Source organism: bacterium, from assembly GCA_009926305.1.
Classification (GTDB): Bacteria; Bdellovibrionota_C; UBA2361; order UBA2361; family RFPC01; genus RFPC01.
In genome coordinates, this window is sequence record RFPC01000015.1 from 14,454 (window position 1) to 30,071 (window position 15,618).

A 15,618-nucleotide genomic window follows, 5' to 3' on the forward strand; every position below is an offset into this window, starting at 1 on the left:
TTCCGTCAAGATATCTGAAAAATATGCCGACCTTTCCATGTATCAGCCGAGAAAGTGTGTGTTCTTAGTGTGGTTTTCATGATGTTGTCAGACGAAGAATCAAATCTTCCATCAATCCTGCTCGTTGATGATAACGAGACTATTCTTCAAATGCTCAGAACGCTTTTTCGTGCGAACGGGTTTCAAGTGCAATCTGCGATGAACGGAGTGGCAGCTCTAGACCTCGTTCAAAAAGGAAGATGCGATATCGTTATTTGTGATGTCATGATGCCTCAGCTGGGAGGATTTGATTTTCTGAAAGAAGTTCGCGCAATTCCCGAGGCCTCTCATATCCCATTTGTTTTCTTGTCAGCGTTAGCAGAAAAGGAAGAGGTTCATGCTGGCTTGAAGAGTGGAGTGGATGACTACGTGACCAAGCCATTTGATCCAGAGCACCTCCTTGCGGTTGTTCGTGGAAAACTAACGCGTTCAAGTGAATTACATGCGCGAGGAGTGCAACTCCAAGAGAAATTTCAAAAACGGGTTATTCATACTCTCTCACATGAGTTTCGTACACCTTTAGTAGCGATTAATACAGGGGCAGAGCTCTTGCTGGAACATGCTGAATCGCTCTCGGAAGACCGAACGCGAACATTGCTTGAGGCTATCTATCGAGGAGGGCAGCGTCTCGAGCGTCTCGTGAATGATTTTATGCTCATCCAACAAGTAGAAGCTGGCATAGCAGGTCGATTATTTCAGGAACGAGCTGAGCATATGGTGGTGGCGGATCTCGTTCAGGAGACGATGGAGTCACAGTATGACGCTGAGCTCTGTAATGAATGCTCATTTTCTTTCAAGAATCAGGCTCCTCATCAGAAAGCCTATCTTTATCGACCGCAATTTCAGGACGTCATGGTGCGAATCTTCGAGAATGCTGGGAAATTTTCGAGTAAGGGAGGTGCTATCGAAGTGCAGTTAAGACGTGAAGATGGATATTTAGTGCTGGAGGTCCATGATAGGGGAATTGGTGTCTCGTCTTCGCAGGTAGAGCAGGCGATGGAGATGTTTGGTCAGGTAGGAAGAGAGACGTTGGAGCAACAGGGCGGGGGGCTAGGCCTCGCTCTCGTGAGCCGTTACATTGAGCTGTTTAGCGGAAGTTTCGCTCTTCATGAGCGGGAAGGGGGTGGAACGACCGCGCAGATTCGAATACCTATTTCTCAGAGCGCTTAAGGCATTGTTCAGAAGAGGGAGGATAGCGAGCTCGAAATTTTTAGTGCGCACTTACCCACCTGTTCAGAACTCTTTTTGGTGACTTCTGAAGATGCATGCTTGTCCGATTGTGAGAGGAGTGAGACTATTGATTTGGCAGTTTATTCTGCAGAAAAAATCTCCTCATTGGTGTTATGCTGACTCTTTATAAAAGTTTTTTATTTTTCATTCTTTTCCCTCTGATAACTTGTCTTCCTTTTTCTCACGCTGATTCCAACGAGCAAGCGGGCGATAAGCTTCTCAGTGTGCAGTCTTTCGAACGACTTGAAGAGGGTGTAGAGGAGTTCGTTTTAGACAATGGTTTGCGGGTATTGTTTTATACGCGAGATGTTGCTCCTGTGTTCTCGGGAGTCGTCTCGGTACGGGTAGGGGGAGTGAATGAAGTGCTCGGCAAGACGGGAGCCTCACACTTGTTTGAACACCTTGCGTTTAAGGGAACTCCAGAAATCGGAACCTCTAACTATGAGCGGGAAAGAGAGCTGTTAAAAGAGCTTGAGAAGCTCTACGGGAAAAGTGACTTCGGGGAAGCGCTCTCAAGTGAAGAACTTGCGATGAAGACAAGTCTCTTGGATGAGTTAAACCGTCTATGGAGGGTAGAAGAATTCACGAATCTCTACCGGAAGTGGGGTGCTCATGGGATGAACGCGACCACGGGGAAGGAGTTAACAAATTACTTCACGAGCTTTCCGGTTACTTCTTTTGAATTTTGGTGCTGGATGGAGTCAGAGAGGCTAATGCGTCCGGTCGCCCGCCAGTTTTTTAAAGAGCGCGATGTTGTCATAGAGGAGCGTCGGGGGAGATATGAGAATAGCCCGTCTGGAAAGTTGTATGAGCACTTATTAAGCCAGGCGTTTCAACGGCACCCTTACCGCAATCCAGTAATTGGGTATGAAGGGGATATTCGTCGTATTCAGCCGCAAGACGTTTTGGATCTCCATAAAAAGTACTACGTTGCTTCTAACATTGTAGTGAGTATCGTTGGTGCACTATCAAGTGATCAGGCTTTGCCCATTATCGAAAAGTACTTTGGCCGGGTCTTGCGCGGACCGCGTCCAGAGGGCCCGACGGAAATTGAGCCGAAACAAAATGGTGAGAAGCGATTTACAGTCATTCATGATGCAGAGCCGTCTCTGTTTATCGGTTACAAAAAACCCGTGTATCCCGATCCACAGGACGTAGCAATTTCTCTTTTTCTCGAGTATGCAATGGGCAGCCGAGTGTCTCCAATTTTTCGCGAGCTGGTTCTTGAGAAAAAGATTGCTTCAAGCCTTGGGTTTTTTGAAGCTCCTAGCGTTGCATATCCCAATTTGGCCGTGATCTATGGTGAGCCCACGGCATCGCATTCTAATCAAACTCTACTGCGGGCATTCGACAAGAGCCTTCGAGAACTTCTTCAGCAGGAAGTCCCTGCTGAAGAGCTGACGATTATCAAGAGGACGTTGATGAAAAATGCGATGCTGGGTCTGGTGAGTAATATGGGCCTTGCAAAACAGCTCGCTGAGTTGGAGCAGCAGTTTGGTAGTTGGCGTGTCATGTTTGACTGGTATTCACAAATGTTAGCAGCCACCCCAGAAGAAGTAAGGAGTGTGGCGCAAGAGCTGTTAACGAAAAAAACTCGTACCGTCGGCTTTCTTTCACGAAAGGATGGCAATCTATGAAAACGTGGATGTTACAGCGTGCCCCTCTTTTGCAGTGTCATTCTCTTTTGCAGTGTCATTCTCTTTTAAGGCTAAGACGTTGGGTGAAATTGAAAATGCTCCTGGGAGTAGCCCTTGCTGCACTTCCAGTGTGTCTTTCGGGATGTATTTTTCAGAGTTCGCATCAAAGAGCCTTTCAAGAGTTTAGCGGGAAACTTCCAGAGCCAGTAGCTATTCAGTACCCACAGCCAGAGATGTGGCAGATTGATAATGGTTTGAAGGTTATGTTTATTCGAGACGATGAGTTGCCGATGGTCTCTGGAGCACTCTTTCTGAAAGGTGGAATCTTCCATGCCGAAGAATCTGAGTACCGCTCTCTTGATGCCATGGGAGAAATGCTTCGATTCGGCGGAACAAAGAAGCTTTCAGCTGAACAACTTGATGTGCGTTTACGTGAATTGGCGGCGTCCATTAGCTCTGGATACTCAGCTGAGTTTGGCAAAGTTTCATTTAACTCGCTCTCTGTCGATCTTGACCAGGTATTCGCTTTGTTTACGGATGTCTTGCTCCATCCTCGATTTGATGAAAAGCGACTGGAGGTCTTAAAAACACAGTTTCTAGAGTCTATTCGGCGTAGTGATGATGATCCGAACTCTATTGCGAGCATTACCTCAAATTACCTTCTGTATCGTAAGTCGCCATTCGGCTCGGTTAGTGAGTCGAGCGATGTTGAGCAGTTGAATCGGCTTGCACTGTTGAGGGCACATCGTCGTTATGTAAGGCCAGATGGTGCTGTTCTCGTCATAACAGGAGATGTTTCGCGGGATGAGGTAGATAAGCTCGTTACCAAATATCTTTCAAAGTGGACTCCTCGTGGGTCTCTACTTCCCGAGCCGAAACGGAATATTGAAGTCGCACCCCCCGGAATATATTTTGTTGAAGGAAATCATACTCAGGCCGTCATCCAGATGGTGCAAGCTGGTCCTGAGCGTCATACCGAGGATAAGTACGCAATTAGTCTTTTGAATAGTATTCTTGGAGATGGATTGGATTCTCGTCTTGCAAAAAAAATCAGAGCGGATCTCGGATTGGCCTACGTTGTTTATGGATTCGTATCTCCTGGCTATCAAGAGGGAAAGAACACGCTTTTCATCCAGACAAAATCAGAATCAGCCTATGATGCCTTGGAGCGAGCGTTTGATGAATTAGATTTGATACGGAATGCTGCACCTTCGGCCGAGGAATTAGCTGTGGTGCAGCATGCAGCACAAAGCGGTTTTGTCTTTCGCTTTACTTCTCCAGGGCAGGTTTTGGAACGCATGGTTCTGCTCGATTACTTCAACTATCCTGCCGACTATGATGAGGCATATGTTGATAATATTTTTGCCGTTTCTCGTGATGCAGTGAGTAGTGCGGCAAATCGATGGTGGAACTTAAGCGAGCTTAGAATTGTTGTGGTAGGGAATAGCGAGGCAATTGCCGAGATAAAAAGAAACGCTGGGTCTAGTCCGTACTTATCTCAATATACGATGAGAGACCTGGCATTTGATGAGATTCCGAAGGAGAAGGAGTTATGAATCTTTCAGTATCAAAACGAAGCCTCAGGGCACGCTGTGTTGTTTTGTTTTTTCTTTTATGTGGAGTGTGCGTAACTTTGGTTGCTTGCACGACACCTCGTCCAGGACCTGATAAGCAGTCGCAGGGGGCGCTACTTGGCGCTCTTTCTGGTGCAGGAACGGGAGCGATTACTGGTGCTCAGGTGGCCTCAGCTACTGGTCCGGGAGCACTGATTGGTGCGGGCTTCGGTATTGTCTTCGGAGGAATTCAGGGGGCTGTCCAGGATAGCTTTGAGGAGGACCTGATGCAGGTGGCTCGCGATATCCGTCGTGAGCGTGCAAGGGCATTCGCGCATGAGGTGCTTGCGCATCACTATGAACGGAAGAAAGAGATTCATCCATCACGCGATATATTCCCAGCCGATATGTTTTTTCAGCCCGATGAGATTGTTCTTCGACCATCTGCCCTTCCTATTCTTGAGGAGCTCGTAGCAATTCACCGAGATAGATTTGGTTGGTCAAGATTTCGAGTCTATTCCTACGTGAAGTCGAAAGATGTGAATAACGAGTATGGTCGTTATCTTGCAGAGCGCCGAGCAGAGGAGTTAGGAAATCAGCTGGCCAGATTTGGGATAGAGCCGCGGCGTATCAGAGTGCAGGGGGTCCTCGTCAGTGAGCCGATCCTTGTAGATCCCCTTGATCCAGACCCTTTGCGCTATGGAGCAGCGATTGAATTTGCTCCTGTAGATGCGTTTTAAAGTAGAGAGTTATCGAAAGAGCGAATATTGATAAAAGATTGAGCCGAATGAGGGTAATTCCCCATCTTAGGAATACGAGGGGCGTTTTTTAGTATGTCCTTGCTCAGGTGGCCTCTAGAAATGCCGTCTTGGGACTTTTTAGACTTGCCTTTCATTGGTAGCATGGGGAAGTATCTCAGTAACGAATAGAATTGGAGAAAAATACGATGGCGGCTTCTGGTTCAAAAAAGAAAAATTCGAAGGCTCAAACTGGCACTTCTACTGGTGGCTCCCGTAGCTCGTATCAAGGTGAAATTACAAACAGTAAGGATTTGAAGGAGTTCCTTCTTTCAATCCGCGACCGTATGGAAGATGACCAAGCATCTCCAGTGAATGTTATCAGCGTCATGAACTACATCTTCAATATCTCTAATATTGAAGAGCTTCTTGATAAGGATTCGAAAGAGATTGCTCGCGATATCTGGTTACGGGTAAAGCAAGCAGGTGTTCAGCTTCGAAATCCAGGTCTTCTATTCGATACGGATGAGGAGGTTTTTCCTCAAAATCCATGAAGTTAGGATAGAAGCCGTCTGGGGGTGTGCTGAAGGTGCGTTATGCTCCTACGGAGTTAATCAGCGAGAAAAGCTGGTTCTGGTGTTTAGGCACTTCGCATCTGGGGTTGCCTCCGATAGTAGATTTTTCACAGGTTATACGCGTAAGTGGGTGAGCGAAAAAGCGAGGCTTGCCTGTCTCGGAGTGCTGGAAACGGGCGGTATCAGTCTATTTCCCAATAAATATTGGCGTTTATTTGCTTAGCGCACGAATGTATCCTACAACAGGGGCTCTCGGGGATTCGGACGTATACAATAAAAAGGGATATGCAATGTTTGCATCAAGTGCGGTGCTCATAATTTTGGGGGCGGCGGCCGGCTTTTTAAGTGGCCTGCTTGGTATTGGTGGTGGAGTTATCTACGTACCAGCTCTCATGTACTTTGCGGCCGTTCCCGTACATACCGCCATTGGGATTTCCCTTTTTCTGATTGTTCCAAGCTCTGCGGTGGCAGCTTTGAGGCACTATATGGGCGGGAGCGTTGATCTGAGTTTGGTGGCTATAGTTCTTCCAACGGCCTTGATAGGAGCATATTTAGGGGCTTACGCGAGTAGCTATCTTTCTGCGCCTCTTTTGAAAAAGATATTTGGTGTGGCTCTGATTCTTATAGGGGTCAACTCTCTTTTTGGCTTCACAGAAAAGTTACTCGCTCGTCAAATGAAAGATGCAGTGAGGATGTCATCAGCCGATAAACTCTCAGGTAGCGTGGATGTGGTGAGAGAGACTACACCATCGCTTGGGAGAGGTTCAGGGCTGGTAGACAATCTTCCCTCAACGAACACTCAGGGACCAGAAGACAGTCAGGAGCTTCAGCTGCCGATAGAGTAGTAACAAGAGCGTCACAGGACAGCGGCAAAAGACCAGAGCGGCTCTCTGCCAGTTATACCAATAAAGATACTTTCTGTAATTTGCATAAGATCCAGCTATAACTTTTGATTCTACTACGCTGGTTGGCGAGCTGTAAAACCGGCGGGAGATTCTGTGGCGGTGTTCAACGGGTATGGGAGTGCTAGGTGGTTACCGAGCTTGCAGCGCCAGTGATGTCATGTAACCCAGCAATATCAAGTGACAAGGGGTGTCATACGGGGGTCTGTCTCGGACGAAGCCCTCACGTGCCCTTACTCAACGTTCATAGCGATGAGCCTTTATGTCAGTAATTTTTCGGTGAAGTGGATTTTTCGTCGTTCTAAGCGAGAATGTCTTGCACGTTAATGCCGTACTTCTTAAGAGCACCACGAACACCAAGCTTGTCGATGGTTCTCATAACGCGAGTAGAAACTTTCACTTTAACGTACTTTCCACCTTCGGGAGCACTCGCATCTGGAATAAACAGTTTGCGGCTCTGTAAATTCGGCTTGAAAAGATGCTTGGTACGGTTTTTTGCGTGACTCACTCGGTGTCCAAACTGTCCCTGTTTTCCTGAAATATCACATCGACGTGCCATCTTTTTTGACCTCTTTGTTTCTAATTCTCTAAATCTCGTTTTGCGAAGGAGCATGCGAGACGCAAGCTTTCGACCTCTCCACTCTCTCGCGTACTCTCAAGCTTTCACTCTCTTTCAGCGAGAGAGCTGTTATTTGCCAGAGTGCACTTTTTCTCGGGCATGATTCTGACGCTTTGCGTCACCGGCCAAGTATCCGCCTTACCCTCTATTCTGCTGTAAGATGCCAGAAAGAGCGTGAAAAATCCAATAGCTCACGAAAAAATCTCTGAAATTCTAACGATTGGGAGTTCTCCCGTCTGGGTCTGAGAGACGTATGCTCTCATAAAAGAGGTTGAGGCTCCGTAATCAACCTTTGCAATAATCTGAAACCAACGGCTCTGGACATCGATCATCGAGGCAATTTCATCATAGATATCCGCACCAATTATCTGAGATAACAAGACTTTTCGATTTTTGTTATCGAAGGGGGTTTCTGACCGTCGAATCTCCAATATAGCCTCAACTTCGGCTGGGCCAATTTCAGGGCTCAGAGACTCAAGCACTACTTGAGGGGCAAGGTTAATGTTAATCCTTCGTCCAGAGCCAAAGCTCGTCAAAAATGGTGAGATCCGCCTAATTCTGCTCTGGTTCATTCCAGGAACGTTATGAAGCTCTCCAAGCCACCGAATATGCTGATTAGCAAAGACGTCTTTTTCTAACGTTGACTCTAGGCCAAGAGGAAATTCGTTCGCCTGATAGTTCTCGTTGTCAGGGTCCATGTAGTCAATCAGGTTTGCAACAACCTCACTCGCGTTAAAGACCCGCCCGGGGAATAGACCACTTTCATCAGGAAGATTGTCATCATCGAAGCCCATTTTTCGAAAAAATCGGACAAAAACATCCCGCCATTTTTCATTGCCGCGTCTTCCACTTACTAAGGAGCGGAGGGGGAGCTTCCCCTCCTCTGGTCGAATCTCTAATTCAATCCGCACCGCTGGGTCTTCGATATTTAATACCTCCCGCGGAAGTTCTAATCCAGTCAGGAAGGGTGCCCAAAAATCACGCTCTGTATCTTCTGGCGATATGTCTGTTTTAAGAATCGCTCTGCCAAAGTTTATAGTTGACTTGAGAAGGTACTCAGCTTCAAGCGAGCGTTTCGAATACAAGTGTAGGCTTGTATCAAGGCTGCCGGTGTATGTGAGTTGAGTAATGATAATTGATGAAAGAGCGACTACAAAGAGCACCATAACCAGCGCTACGCCTGTTTCCTGAGAATGACATATCTTTGGGGGCTGCTCTTTTTTCATGAGATGGTCAGTTTAGCGCATTTTACCGTTAGCGGGAATGAGGATATGTCTGCCCAAAAAACTTTTCATGGGGCTGACATGAACTGAAAGTGAACGGTTTTGGGAGTGGATTGCGGAACGTCGAACAGTGGAGGGTTTCTAGCCGTCCGTAACCCATGTGGTTACAGACGGCATTCAAGAAGATGATATGATCTTAACAGAAATGCATTTTATCTGTTGAGACCTCATCATCACTATTTAAAGAGAGTGACGATAGGATGGCTCGAGCGTCATCTCGTATCATTCCAGAGAGACCATTGATCAGTCCGACTTGACGAGTCACCTCGTCCCAATCTCCCTTTTTGATATTCTCGCAGAGTCGATGGGCGAGTTTCCGTTGTTTGTCCAGGATGGTGTCGTACGAATTCAATCGTGCAACAACTTCCTCTGGTACTTCTCCTCGCTCTTCGAGTGTTTTCCGAGCGCTGCCAATAGCCTTTTCAAGGTCTTCGAACGAACGAAAAAGGCGATCTACAATTGCATTTTCTTCTTGGTCTTGCATATTTTCCTCATCCTTTTCTGCTGTAGGTTTTTTCTGCACTTCGTCCATGATTTTCTTCTGCAAATATTTCGTATGATGAGAGACTGCCCACCATCTGAAATCCTTACGTAAGTTATTGCCCATCTTGCCAGAACGTGACGTAGATTCTTGAAGATTCTAAGAAAACTTCTTGCGTATCTAGCATTATCAGCAATATGACCATCCTTGGTACCTTCCGCAAACGAGCTGTGGCCTTTTGGGGGGGTATCGTGAAGAGTTGCTCTCTCAAAAGAGAGAGAAGGTATCGTTCACCAGTATTTTTAGGGCTCACAGAGTTGATGTCTTCATGGGGGTAATTCAACAACCCTGCCAAGTGGCATAACCCCCTAAACTTCTTTAGAGAGTATAAATTCTCTTTCTCGGAAGCACAAAATTTTCTTTGCAGCTATTTCGTAGCTTTCAAATATTTCAATAGGTTAAGTGGACATTCATCGCCTGAAGCTGTACCGTTTTAGGACGGTGAGTGTCGTTCAAGAGTACATCACAGGGGAAGGTATGAGTTGGGTAATGCGCTTCACCCTCATCAACTTTTTGTCGCATGCAAACAAGACTGAGAATTCTACCGAATGAGAGCCCTCTGCGAATGGAGAGCTCGCCCTTCCTTGAGAGTATGGAGTGGCCTCCATCTGTTGAAGAAGAGCAGCCTAGGGCTCTGAGAGCGCTTTCAAGAATCATCGACGGTGGACTTTGTCATCGATGTGGATCGTGTATTGGAATTTGCCCCACCAAAGTGCTGGGATTAGATGAAGAGGAATATCCGACCGTTCAAAATCTCTCTGCCTGTACCGATTGTGACCTTTGCGTAAAGGTGTGTCCCGGCGATGAGTTTAGCTATGAGAATGAATTTCGCGAAAAATTTGGTCGGACTCCGAGTTTGGACGAAACTCACGGTGAATTTCAGGCGGCCATGCTTGCTCATGCCAGTGAGCAATCGCTTCGTGAGTCTTCAACGAGCGGAGGGCTCGTTACGGCGCTTTTGATTCACCTGCTGAAGACAGGGAAGATTGATGGAGCTGTGGTTATTGAATCTGATGAAGGGCATCTTTGGAAAGGGAAGCCCGTAATTGCTCGGACAGAGGACGAGTTACTGCGAGCTACAAAATCGAAATATGCAATCAGTCCGACCAATCAAGTCTTCGAAGAAATACTTCGTATCCCAGGTCGCTATGCACTTGTTGGTTTGCCGTGTCAGATTCATGGGTTTGAGAAAGCAGCAAAGCTTCAAGAAGCACTCCGTGAGCGAATAGTGCTCACTATTGGATTGTTCTGTCACGCCGCGATCGAACACGAAGCTTTTCGCATCATTTGGGAGTCCCTTGGAGAAAAGACCTCTGGGGCGAGGAGATTTATCTCCCGTATAGGGAAGCATCCAGGAGCTCCACACCTTCAATACGAAGATGGAAGCACCTATCCCGTCTATTTTGGTTCGAAGAAGGGGTTTCGCCCCTCTTCGATGGAAATGATTAACATCTTGTATCGACTCTATACGCCCTCTCGATGCCTAACCTGTTTTGATGGTCTTTCAGAGTTTGCGGATATTGCCGTTGGTGATCCATGGATGGCGCCTCCTGAGGATGACATTCAATTTTCGGATGGATGGAGCTTTGCTTTGATCAGAACCGATCGAGGTAGGGAGGCTGTTCAGTCAGCAGAAAGAACACAGGACATCTCATGTCGAACGTTAACGCACGCTGAAGCCATGAGTTGTAACAAGCAAATGGTGACTGAAAAACGCTGGCGAGCTTTTAGAGTGATCGAAACTCATCGACGTCAGGGGAAGAGTATTCCAAATTATGGGAGAACGACTAAGCATTTTCCCCGACACTCTGGACTTCAGTTTATAGAGACCGAGCTTCATATGCTCACTCATATTGCCTGTTTTCTTCCCTCCATCAGAGGCAAGATGCTTCGATTTTTCCTTGGAAATGGCGGTTATACGCTTTTATGGCTGAACAATAAGCGTCGTGGTTTGAAGTTCTTCATAAGAGATTTTGTAGCTCGTTTGAGAAGAAGAATTTTCGGAAGAAACGTCTCGGAGGATAGTGTTGTATCACCATAGTGCGCCAGCGGTCAGTGACACTCAAAGCGAGGCATATCGCTTCGTGCAGCAGATATTTAAGCACTCGCCCTTGAAACGCGAGAAGTTTCGAATGCTACAAAAATGCCTGCCATCAGAGCTCTCAGGGAAGAACCTATGTGATATTGGCGGAGATAGCGGAGTAGTAAGTTTTAAATTAAGGCAGCTGGGCGGAGAATGGTCCAGTCTAGATCTCATTGACGAAGCCGTAGAATCAATTCGCATGATGGTTGGAGAGCGAGTTTTTAAATTAGAGGCTGAGCGGCTTCCCCTCGCTGATAAAAGCATGGATTATATTCTCGTTGTAGATATGTTGGAGCATGTAAAAGATGATAAGGCCTTTGTCTCTGAGATAGACCGTGTTCTGAAAGATAGCGGAGAGTTAATCGTTAACGTTCCGAACCCCAAAAATGGTATTCTCCGTTGGTTCCGTCATCAGATTGGGCAAACGGACGAGGCTCATGGGCATCTTCGCCCAGGTTATACTGGTGAACAGCTAACAGAGCTCTTAGCACCTCACTTTGATATTACTCGATCATACAGCTACTCGCGCCTTTTTGCCCAGTTGGTTGATACCGTAATCAATGGGGGGTTGACGTTACTAAAGGCAGCCAAGGGCGGAAAGAAAGGAAACCTCGTGACCCCAAGCACCCTGCAAAGAGCCAAGAAGAACTCCCTGATTCTCGGTTTGGTAGGCCCGCTCCTTTCCATGGCTATTGTACTCGATACACTCTTTCCATTTACTCATGGTGGGATGTTAATTGTAAAAGCAAAACGACGAGTAAAATTCTAAGAGCATTGTAGGTAGAAGAGCTGAATGAGTGAGAGTCAGATTGCTATCGTAGGAGGAGGAATCTTCGGCACTGCAGCTGCTGAGGCGCTGGCTCGTGTAGGGTACTCAGTTGCACTATATGAGCGAGGCTCTCTTCACCATGCGACCTCAAATAATAGTCATCAGATAATTCATGGTGGATTACGGTATCTCCAGCAATGTGATTTTAGAAGATTAGCCCGTTCACTAGCCGCAAAAAATTATTGTCTGGAAAATCTCAGTGAGTACGTAGCTCCCTTGAGGTGTGCGCTCGGTATTTCAGGGCGTGGCATGAAGCGAGCGAGTATATTAGCGACTGCAGGTATCGGGTATGGATTTATCTCAACCCTATTCGGATTTCCTACGGAATGGAATGGAATTGCTTCCAAAGAACAGTTGGCGCTCAATCAGTTTTTCAAAAATTGTAAAGAAAAGAAGTTCTTTCAGTGGAGTGACGCTCGCATTCTTAACCCCTCCGAGCTAGCGGCGCATCTGGTCCGTAGTTTTATTGATTGCGGCGGAGTCGTTCATGAGAATCAGGAGGTAGTTTCCATTCAGCAGGAAGCTGATGAGTACGTCCTGCAGATAGCAGACGGACGCAAGAAGAGAGCGAATCTCATAATTCTTTGTCTTGGACCGTGGGCGAATTGTATTGAGCTTCCAGTGCCTCTTCAGCATGATGTAGAAAACTGGGCGCTCGCTTTTAACCTGGTGCTTCACCGCAATTTAGTGGGAGAGAATGCTCTCGGTTTTGAATCCGCGGATACTCGCCAAATCTTGTTTTTTAGTCCTCGGGGAGTAAGGGTACAGGATAATGGCAGTATAAACGGGACTGAATTACACACTGCTGTCGGCACCTGGTATATCCCCTGTACGGAGCAAGGGAATGAGCCGCTTCGTGTCCCCGATTCTCACGTAGAACAAGCTCTACAAGAGATAAATAGAACATTAGCTCCTCAGCAGCCGTTACATCAGTCAGACATAGCGCGTGTAGAATGTGGAGTTCTTCCAGTTCGCAGATTTTGTGGAGATGTGCCACAGTTTTTTGGGAGTGATCGTATAATAACGAATGCAGGAATAGCGTCTGTCCTCAGTACAAAGTATACGACATTTTCTCAAACTGCCGAGGAGCTTGTAGAATGGGTATCACGACATCCGAAAGTGATGACTCCGAAAAAGCATGAAGGTGTAGGAGAGAGAGGAGAGGAAAGAGTATGAAACAGAGAAAAGCAAAAACTCGATGCTGGGGATTGAGAGGATGGGCAGTTGCTACTCTTATTCTGTTTTCGGCATGTAGTCTTGCGCAGTCTTCTGATCGAGAGATCCGTTCTTATGAGGAATGCATTGAGGCTGGATTTCCAATGATGAAGAGTATGCCTCCGAAGTGCTCCTCTGGTGATGGTAGGGTGTTTACCCGTGGGATTGCAGTTCCCCATCAAGTTCCTTCCATTCAGGAGAAAGACCCTACACGTCCTTCCGATAAGAGAGTGTGCCAGAATAGGTGTGGTAACGGGCGGTGTGAAGAAATGGTATGCCAAGCCATTGGATGTCCGTGTGCTGAAACCCCTGTTACCTGTCCACAAGATTGCGCAAGATAAAGTCAGTCCGTTCGGAAGTACGTATCTAGATGAACTACCTGTTTCTATTTCAAGCAGAGTGTGCCGAAGAGGAGGGCAAGTATACTACGGCAGTCGTTTCTGGTGAGCGACTCAGGTATGTCTCCGATTTGCATGCAATGGAGCTCGGAGACGAGTTTCCAGTCATCATAGAATCGTTCGGTATTGCCAAAGCACGATGTGAGCGGATAACGAGCAGCGAAATATCTTTTTGTCTTTTTGATCGGACAGAGCAAGCACCGTCTTATTTGCCAGTCACGTTATTGCAAGGGATCTGTCGCCCGCAGACATTGAAGAAGGTTCTTCAATGTGCTGCCATGTTTCGGATAGAGAAAGTAATCTTCTTCCCGAGCGTCTTAGGCGAGAAAAGTTATCGGCAGTCAAAGATGTTTCAATATCGGAGGCAACAAGCTGAGCTTGTGAAAGGCGCTGAACAGGTTGGTAATGCATATCTTCCGAAAGTTGAGGTTCTGAATAGTATTACTGAACTCTGGTCAGACCTCTCAGCGTCTTCTGTCCGCATGGTAGGTGAGCCTGGAGCCTCTTCTTATCTTGTCCGTTCCATCATCACAGCGACTCAAGTGACGAATCAGTTTCCAGAAGGAATTGCTCTCGCAATTGGTCCAGAGGCTGGGTGGGATATCGAGGAGCTAGAGAGCTTTAAGAGCGCAGACTTTAAAGAGGTCTCAGTAGGTCACGATCATTTCCGAGTCGAGGTAGCGCTTCATGCAATGCTCGGTCAGCTTCTTCTCTGGAAAGAGGTAGCTGGTTCTTCCTTGATATCTGAGTGAACGCCGTCGTAGAGTCGATTCAGCTTTCTCTCAAAGACCTCAAAGGTATACTTCTCTTCTGCCAGTTTTCGCGCATTTGTACTGATCTCATCTCTGCGAGTTCTTGATGTGAGCAGAGTATCAAGCGCTTCACCAAACTCATCGGGTCTTGGCTCTGCTAATTGCGCTACCTCATCTGTTAAAACTTGGGTGTGAGTCGGAAGTTTTGTTGCAAGTAGCGGGATGCCTGCATGGAGATAAGAGTAGACCTTCATCGGCGTATTGTTTCCAAGCGTTCGAGGCGAGGTTAAAATGTCAGCTTGCATGAGGTAGGCAGAGAGCATTGCTACGGGGCGTGGGCCAAGAAGTTGTGCCCGTTTGCTTGGAATCTCCAGTCTCAGAATCTTTTCTCTGTACGCTGTAATATGTCTATCAGTTCCTCCAATAATGAGAAGATAAGCATTTGGATGTTTCAAATGTACATGAGCAAACCCCTCTATGAGAAGATCGATGCCCTGGTATTTTTCGAGATTCCCAACATAAAGAATAATGCTCGCATCATCTGGTATGTCTGCCTCTCTTCTGAGGTCCGGTTCATCGCTAGCTAGAGAGCTGTCAGTAGCTGGATCTGTAGAATGATTGTAATCGAGAAGTGAGATATCGGGGAGTATTTGCGTTCTTTTCGAACCACCGGACTCTGCGAGAATCGCAAGGGCATCACAGACTGGAACAACGGCAACACTATTGCGTATTGCCAGATTTTCAAGCCACTGCAACAGAGGCTCCAAGAATTTACACCACGGCATTTTCTCAATAATCTGGAGTGAGAGACTTGAATCCATGTCGTAAATATAGGGAATTCCTAAAGCCCACTTGATGACGAGCGCCATAAATACGGATTCTTCTACCGCATGGATGAGTTCAAACTGGTCATTTCGATTTTTCCAAAGCGCCTTGAGGATAGCACCGAAGAAAAACAGGTCGGTATAGAGCTTCTTGAGCGAGAAGCCTGGTTGGATATTCGAGAGCGCTGGAATTGGAGAGACTCGAACATGGGACACATTCGGAATTGGTACGTCTGTACCCTCTTGATAGGTCATAAGGGTGACGCGAACATCGTGTCGTCTCGCGATCACTTCAGAAGCAAGGCGAACCGCGATTGGCGTGCCGCGCTCTTGGTAAAATGGTTGTGGAGCAAGAAATAGGATCTTCATATGTAACTTAAGGAGGATAGCAGCTTGCCTGC

At 46.8% G+C, this 15,618-nt stretch carries 16 protein-coding genes; 11 read left to right on the top strand and 5 right to left on the bottom strand.

Annotated features, from left to right (window positions below; genetic code table 11):
• Nucleotides 1–78: 78 nt before the first annotated feature.
• From EBR25_04235 to EBR25_04260, 6 genes are all read left to right on the top strand, one after another.
• Nucleotides 79–1,209 (top strand): hybrid sensor histidine kinase/response regulator, encoded by a 1,131-nt coding sequence (locus EBR25_04235; protein NBW40198.1) that lies wholly within the window; start codon nucleotides 79–81, stop codon nucleotides 1,207–1,209.
• 173 nt (nucleotides 1,210–1,382) lie between these two features.
• Nucleotides 1,383–2,906, top strand: coding sequence for an insulinase family protein (locus tag EBR25_04240; protein NBW40199.1), 1,524 nt, complete (start codon nucleotides 1,383–1,385; stop codon nucleotides 2,904–2,906).
• On the top strand, nucleotides 2,903–4,462 hold the full coding sequence (locus EBR25_04245) for an insulinase family protein (protein NBW40200.1): 1,560 nt from the start codon (nucleotides 2,903–2,905) through the stop codon (nucleotides 4,460–4,462). Before EBR25_04240 ends, EBR25_04245 begins: the two co-directional genes overlap by 4 nt.
• Nucleotides 4,459–5,199, top strand: coding sequence for a hypothetical protein (locus EBR25_04250; GenBank protein NBW40201.1), 741 nt, complete (start codon nucleotides 4,459–4,461; stop codon nucleotides 5,197–5,199). The genes EBR25_04245 and EBR25_04250 overlap by 4 nt, the downstream gene beginning before the upstream one ends.
• A 206-nt stretch (nucleotides 5,200–5,405) precedes the next feature.
• The gene (locus tag EBR25_04255) at nucleotides 5,406–5,750 is read left to right on the top strand and encodes a hypothetical protein (protein NBW40202.1); all 345 of its coding nucleotides are present in this window, start codon (nucleotides 5,406–5,408) and stop codon (nucleotides 5,748–5,750) included.
• A 251-nt stretch (nucleotides 5,751–6,001) separates the two neighbouring features.
• Nucleotides 6,002–6,616, top strand: a complete 615-nt coding sequence (locus EBR25_04260) for a sulfite exporter TauE/SafE family protein (GenBank protein NBW40203.1) — start codon at nucleotides 6,002–6,004, stop codon at nucleotides 6,614–6,616.
• A 358-nt stretch (nucleotides 6,617–6,974) separates the two neighbouring features.
• Here the strand turns inward: EBR25_04260 and rpmB are convergent, their stop codons facing one another.
• From rpmB to EBR25_04280, 4 genes are all read right to left on the bottom strand, one after another.
• A complete protein-coding gene (gene rpmB, locus EBR25_04265; GenBank protein NBW40204.1) occupies nucleotides 6,975–7,232 on the bottom strand; it encodes a 50S ribosomal protein L28 in 258 nt (85 codons plus the stop codon).
• 251 nt (nucleotides 7,233–7,483) lie between these two features.
• Nucleotides 7,484–8,518, bottom strand: a complete 1,035-nt coding sequence (locus tag EBR25_04270) for a hypothetical protein (GenBank protein ID NBW40205.1) — start codon at nucleotides 8,516–8,518, stop codon at nucleotides 7,484–7,486.
• 193 nt (nucleotides 8,519–8,711) lie between these two features.
• Nucleotides 8,712–9,182, bottom strand: coding sequence for a DUF1313 domain-containing protein (locus tag EBR25_04275; GenBank protein NBW40206.1), 471 nt, complete (start codon nucleotides 9,180–9,182; stop codon nucleotides 8,712–8,714).
• A complete protein-coding gene (locus EBR25_04280; GenBank protein NBW40207.1) occupies nucleotides 9,172–9,369 on the bottom strand; it encodes a hypothetical protein in 198 nt (65 codons plus the stop codon). Before EBR25_04280 ends, EBR25_04275 begins: the two co-directional genes overlap by 11 nt.
• Before the next feature lie 267 nt (nucleotides 9,370–9,636).
• On the opposite strand from EBR25_04280, the gene EBR25_04285 reads away from it, so the two are divergent.
• The 5 genes from EBR25_04285 to EBR25_04305 are packed head-to-tail and all read left to right on the top strand — an operon-like array spanning nucleotide 9,637 to nucleotide 14,393.
• Nucleotides 9,637–11,157 carry a 4Fe-4S dicluster domain-containing protein gene (locus EBR25_04285; protein ID NBW40208.1) on the top strand — a complete coding sequence of 507 codons (1,521 nt, stop codon included), beginning with the start codon at nucleotides 9,637–9,639 and terminating at the stop codon, nucleotides 11,155–11,157.
• A complete protein-coding gene (locus tag EBR25_04290) occupies nucleotides 11,144–11,968 on the top strand; it encodes a class I SAM-dependent methyltransferase (protein ID NBW40209.1) in 825 nt (274 codons plus the stop codon). The genes EBR25_04285 and EBR25_04290 overlap by 14 nt, the downstream gene beginning before the upstream one ends.
• 24 nt (nucleotides 11,969–11,992) lie before the next feature.
• On the top strand, nucleotides 11,993–13,204 hold the full coding sequence (locus EBR25_04295) for an FAD-dependent oxidoreductase (GenBank protein ID NBW40210.1): 1,212 nt from the start codon (nucleotides 11,993–11,995) through the stop codon (nucleotides 13,202–13,204).
• Complete coding sequence (locus EBR25_04300; protein ID NBW40211.1) at nucleotides 13,201–13,584, top strand: hypothetical protein; 384 nt, start codon at nucleotides 13,201–13,203, stop codon at nucleotides 13,582–13,584. The genes EBR25_04295 and EBR25_04300 overlap by 4 nt, the downstream gene beginning before the upstream one ends.
• 29 nt (nucleotides 13,585–13,613) lie before the next feature.
• Nucleotides 13,614–14,393, top strand: coding sequence for an RsmE family RNA methyltransferase (locus tag EBR25_04305; protein ID NBW40212.1), 780 nt, complete (start codon nucleotides 13,614–13,616; stop codon nucleotides 14,391–14,393).
• On the opposite strand, the gene EBR25_04310 is transcribed toward EBR25_04305, so the two are convergent.
• Nucleotides 14,342–15,586, bottom strand: a complete 1,245-nt coding sequence (locus EBR25_04310) for a glycosyltransferase (GenBank protein NBW40213.1) — start codon at nucleotides 15,584–15,586, stop codon at nucleotides 14,342–14,344. The two genes, EBR25_04305 and EBR25_04310, sit on opposite strands and share 52 nt — an antisense overlap.
• Nucleotides 15,587–15,618 lie beyond the last annotated feature (32 nt).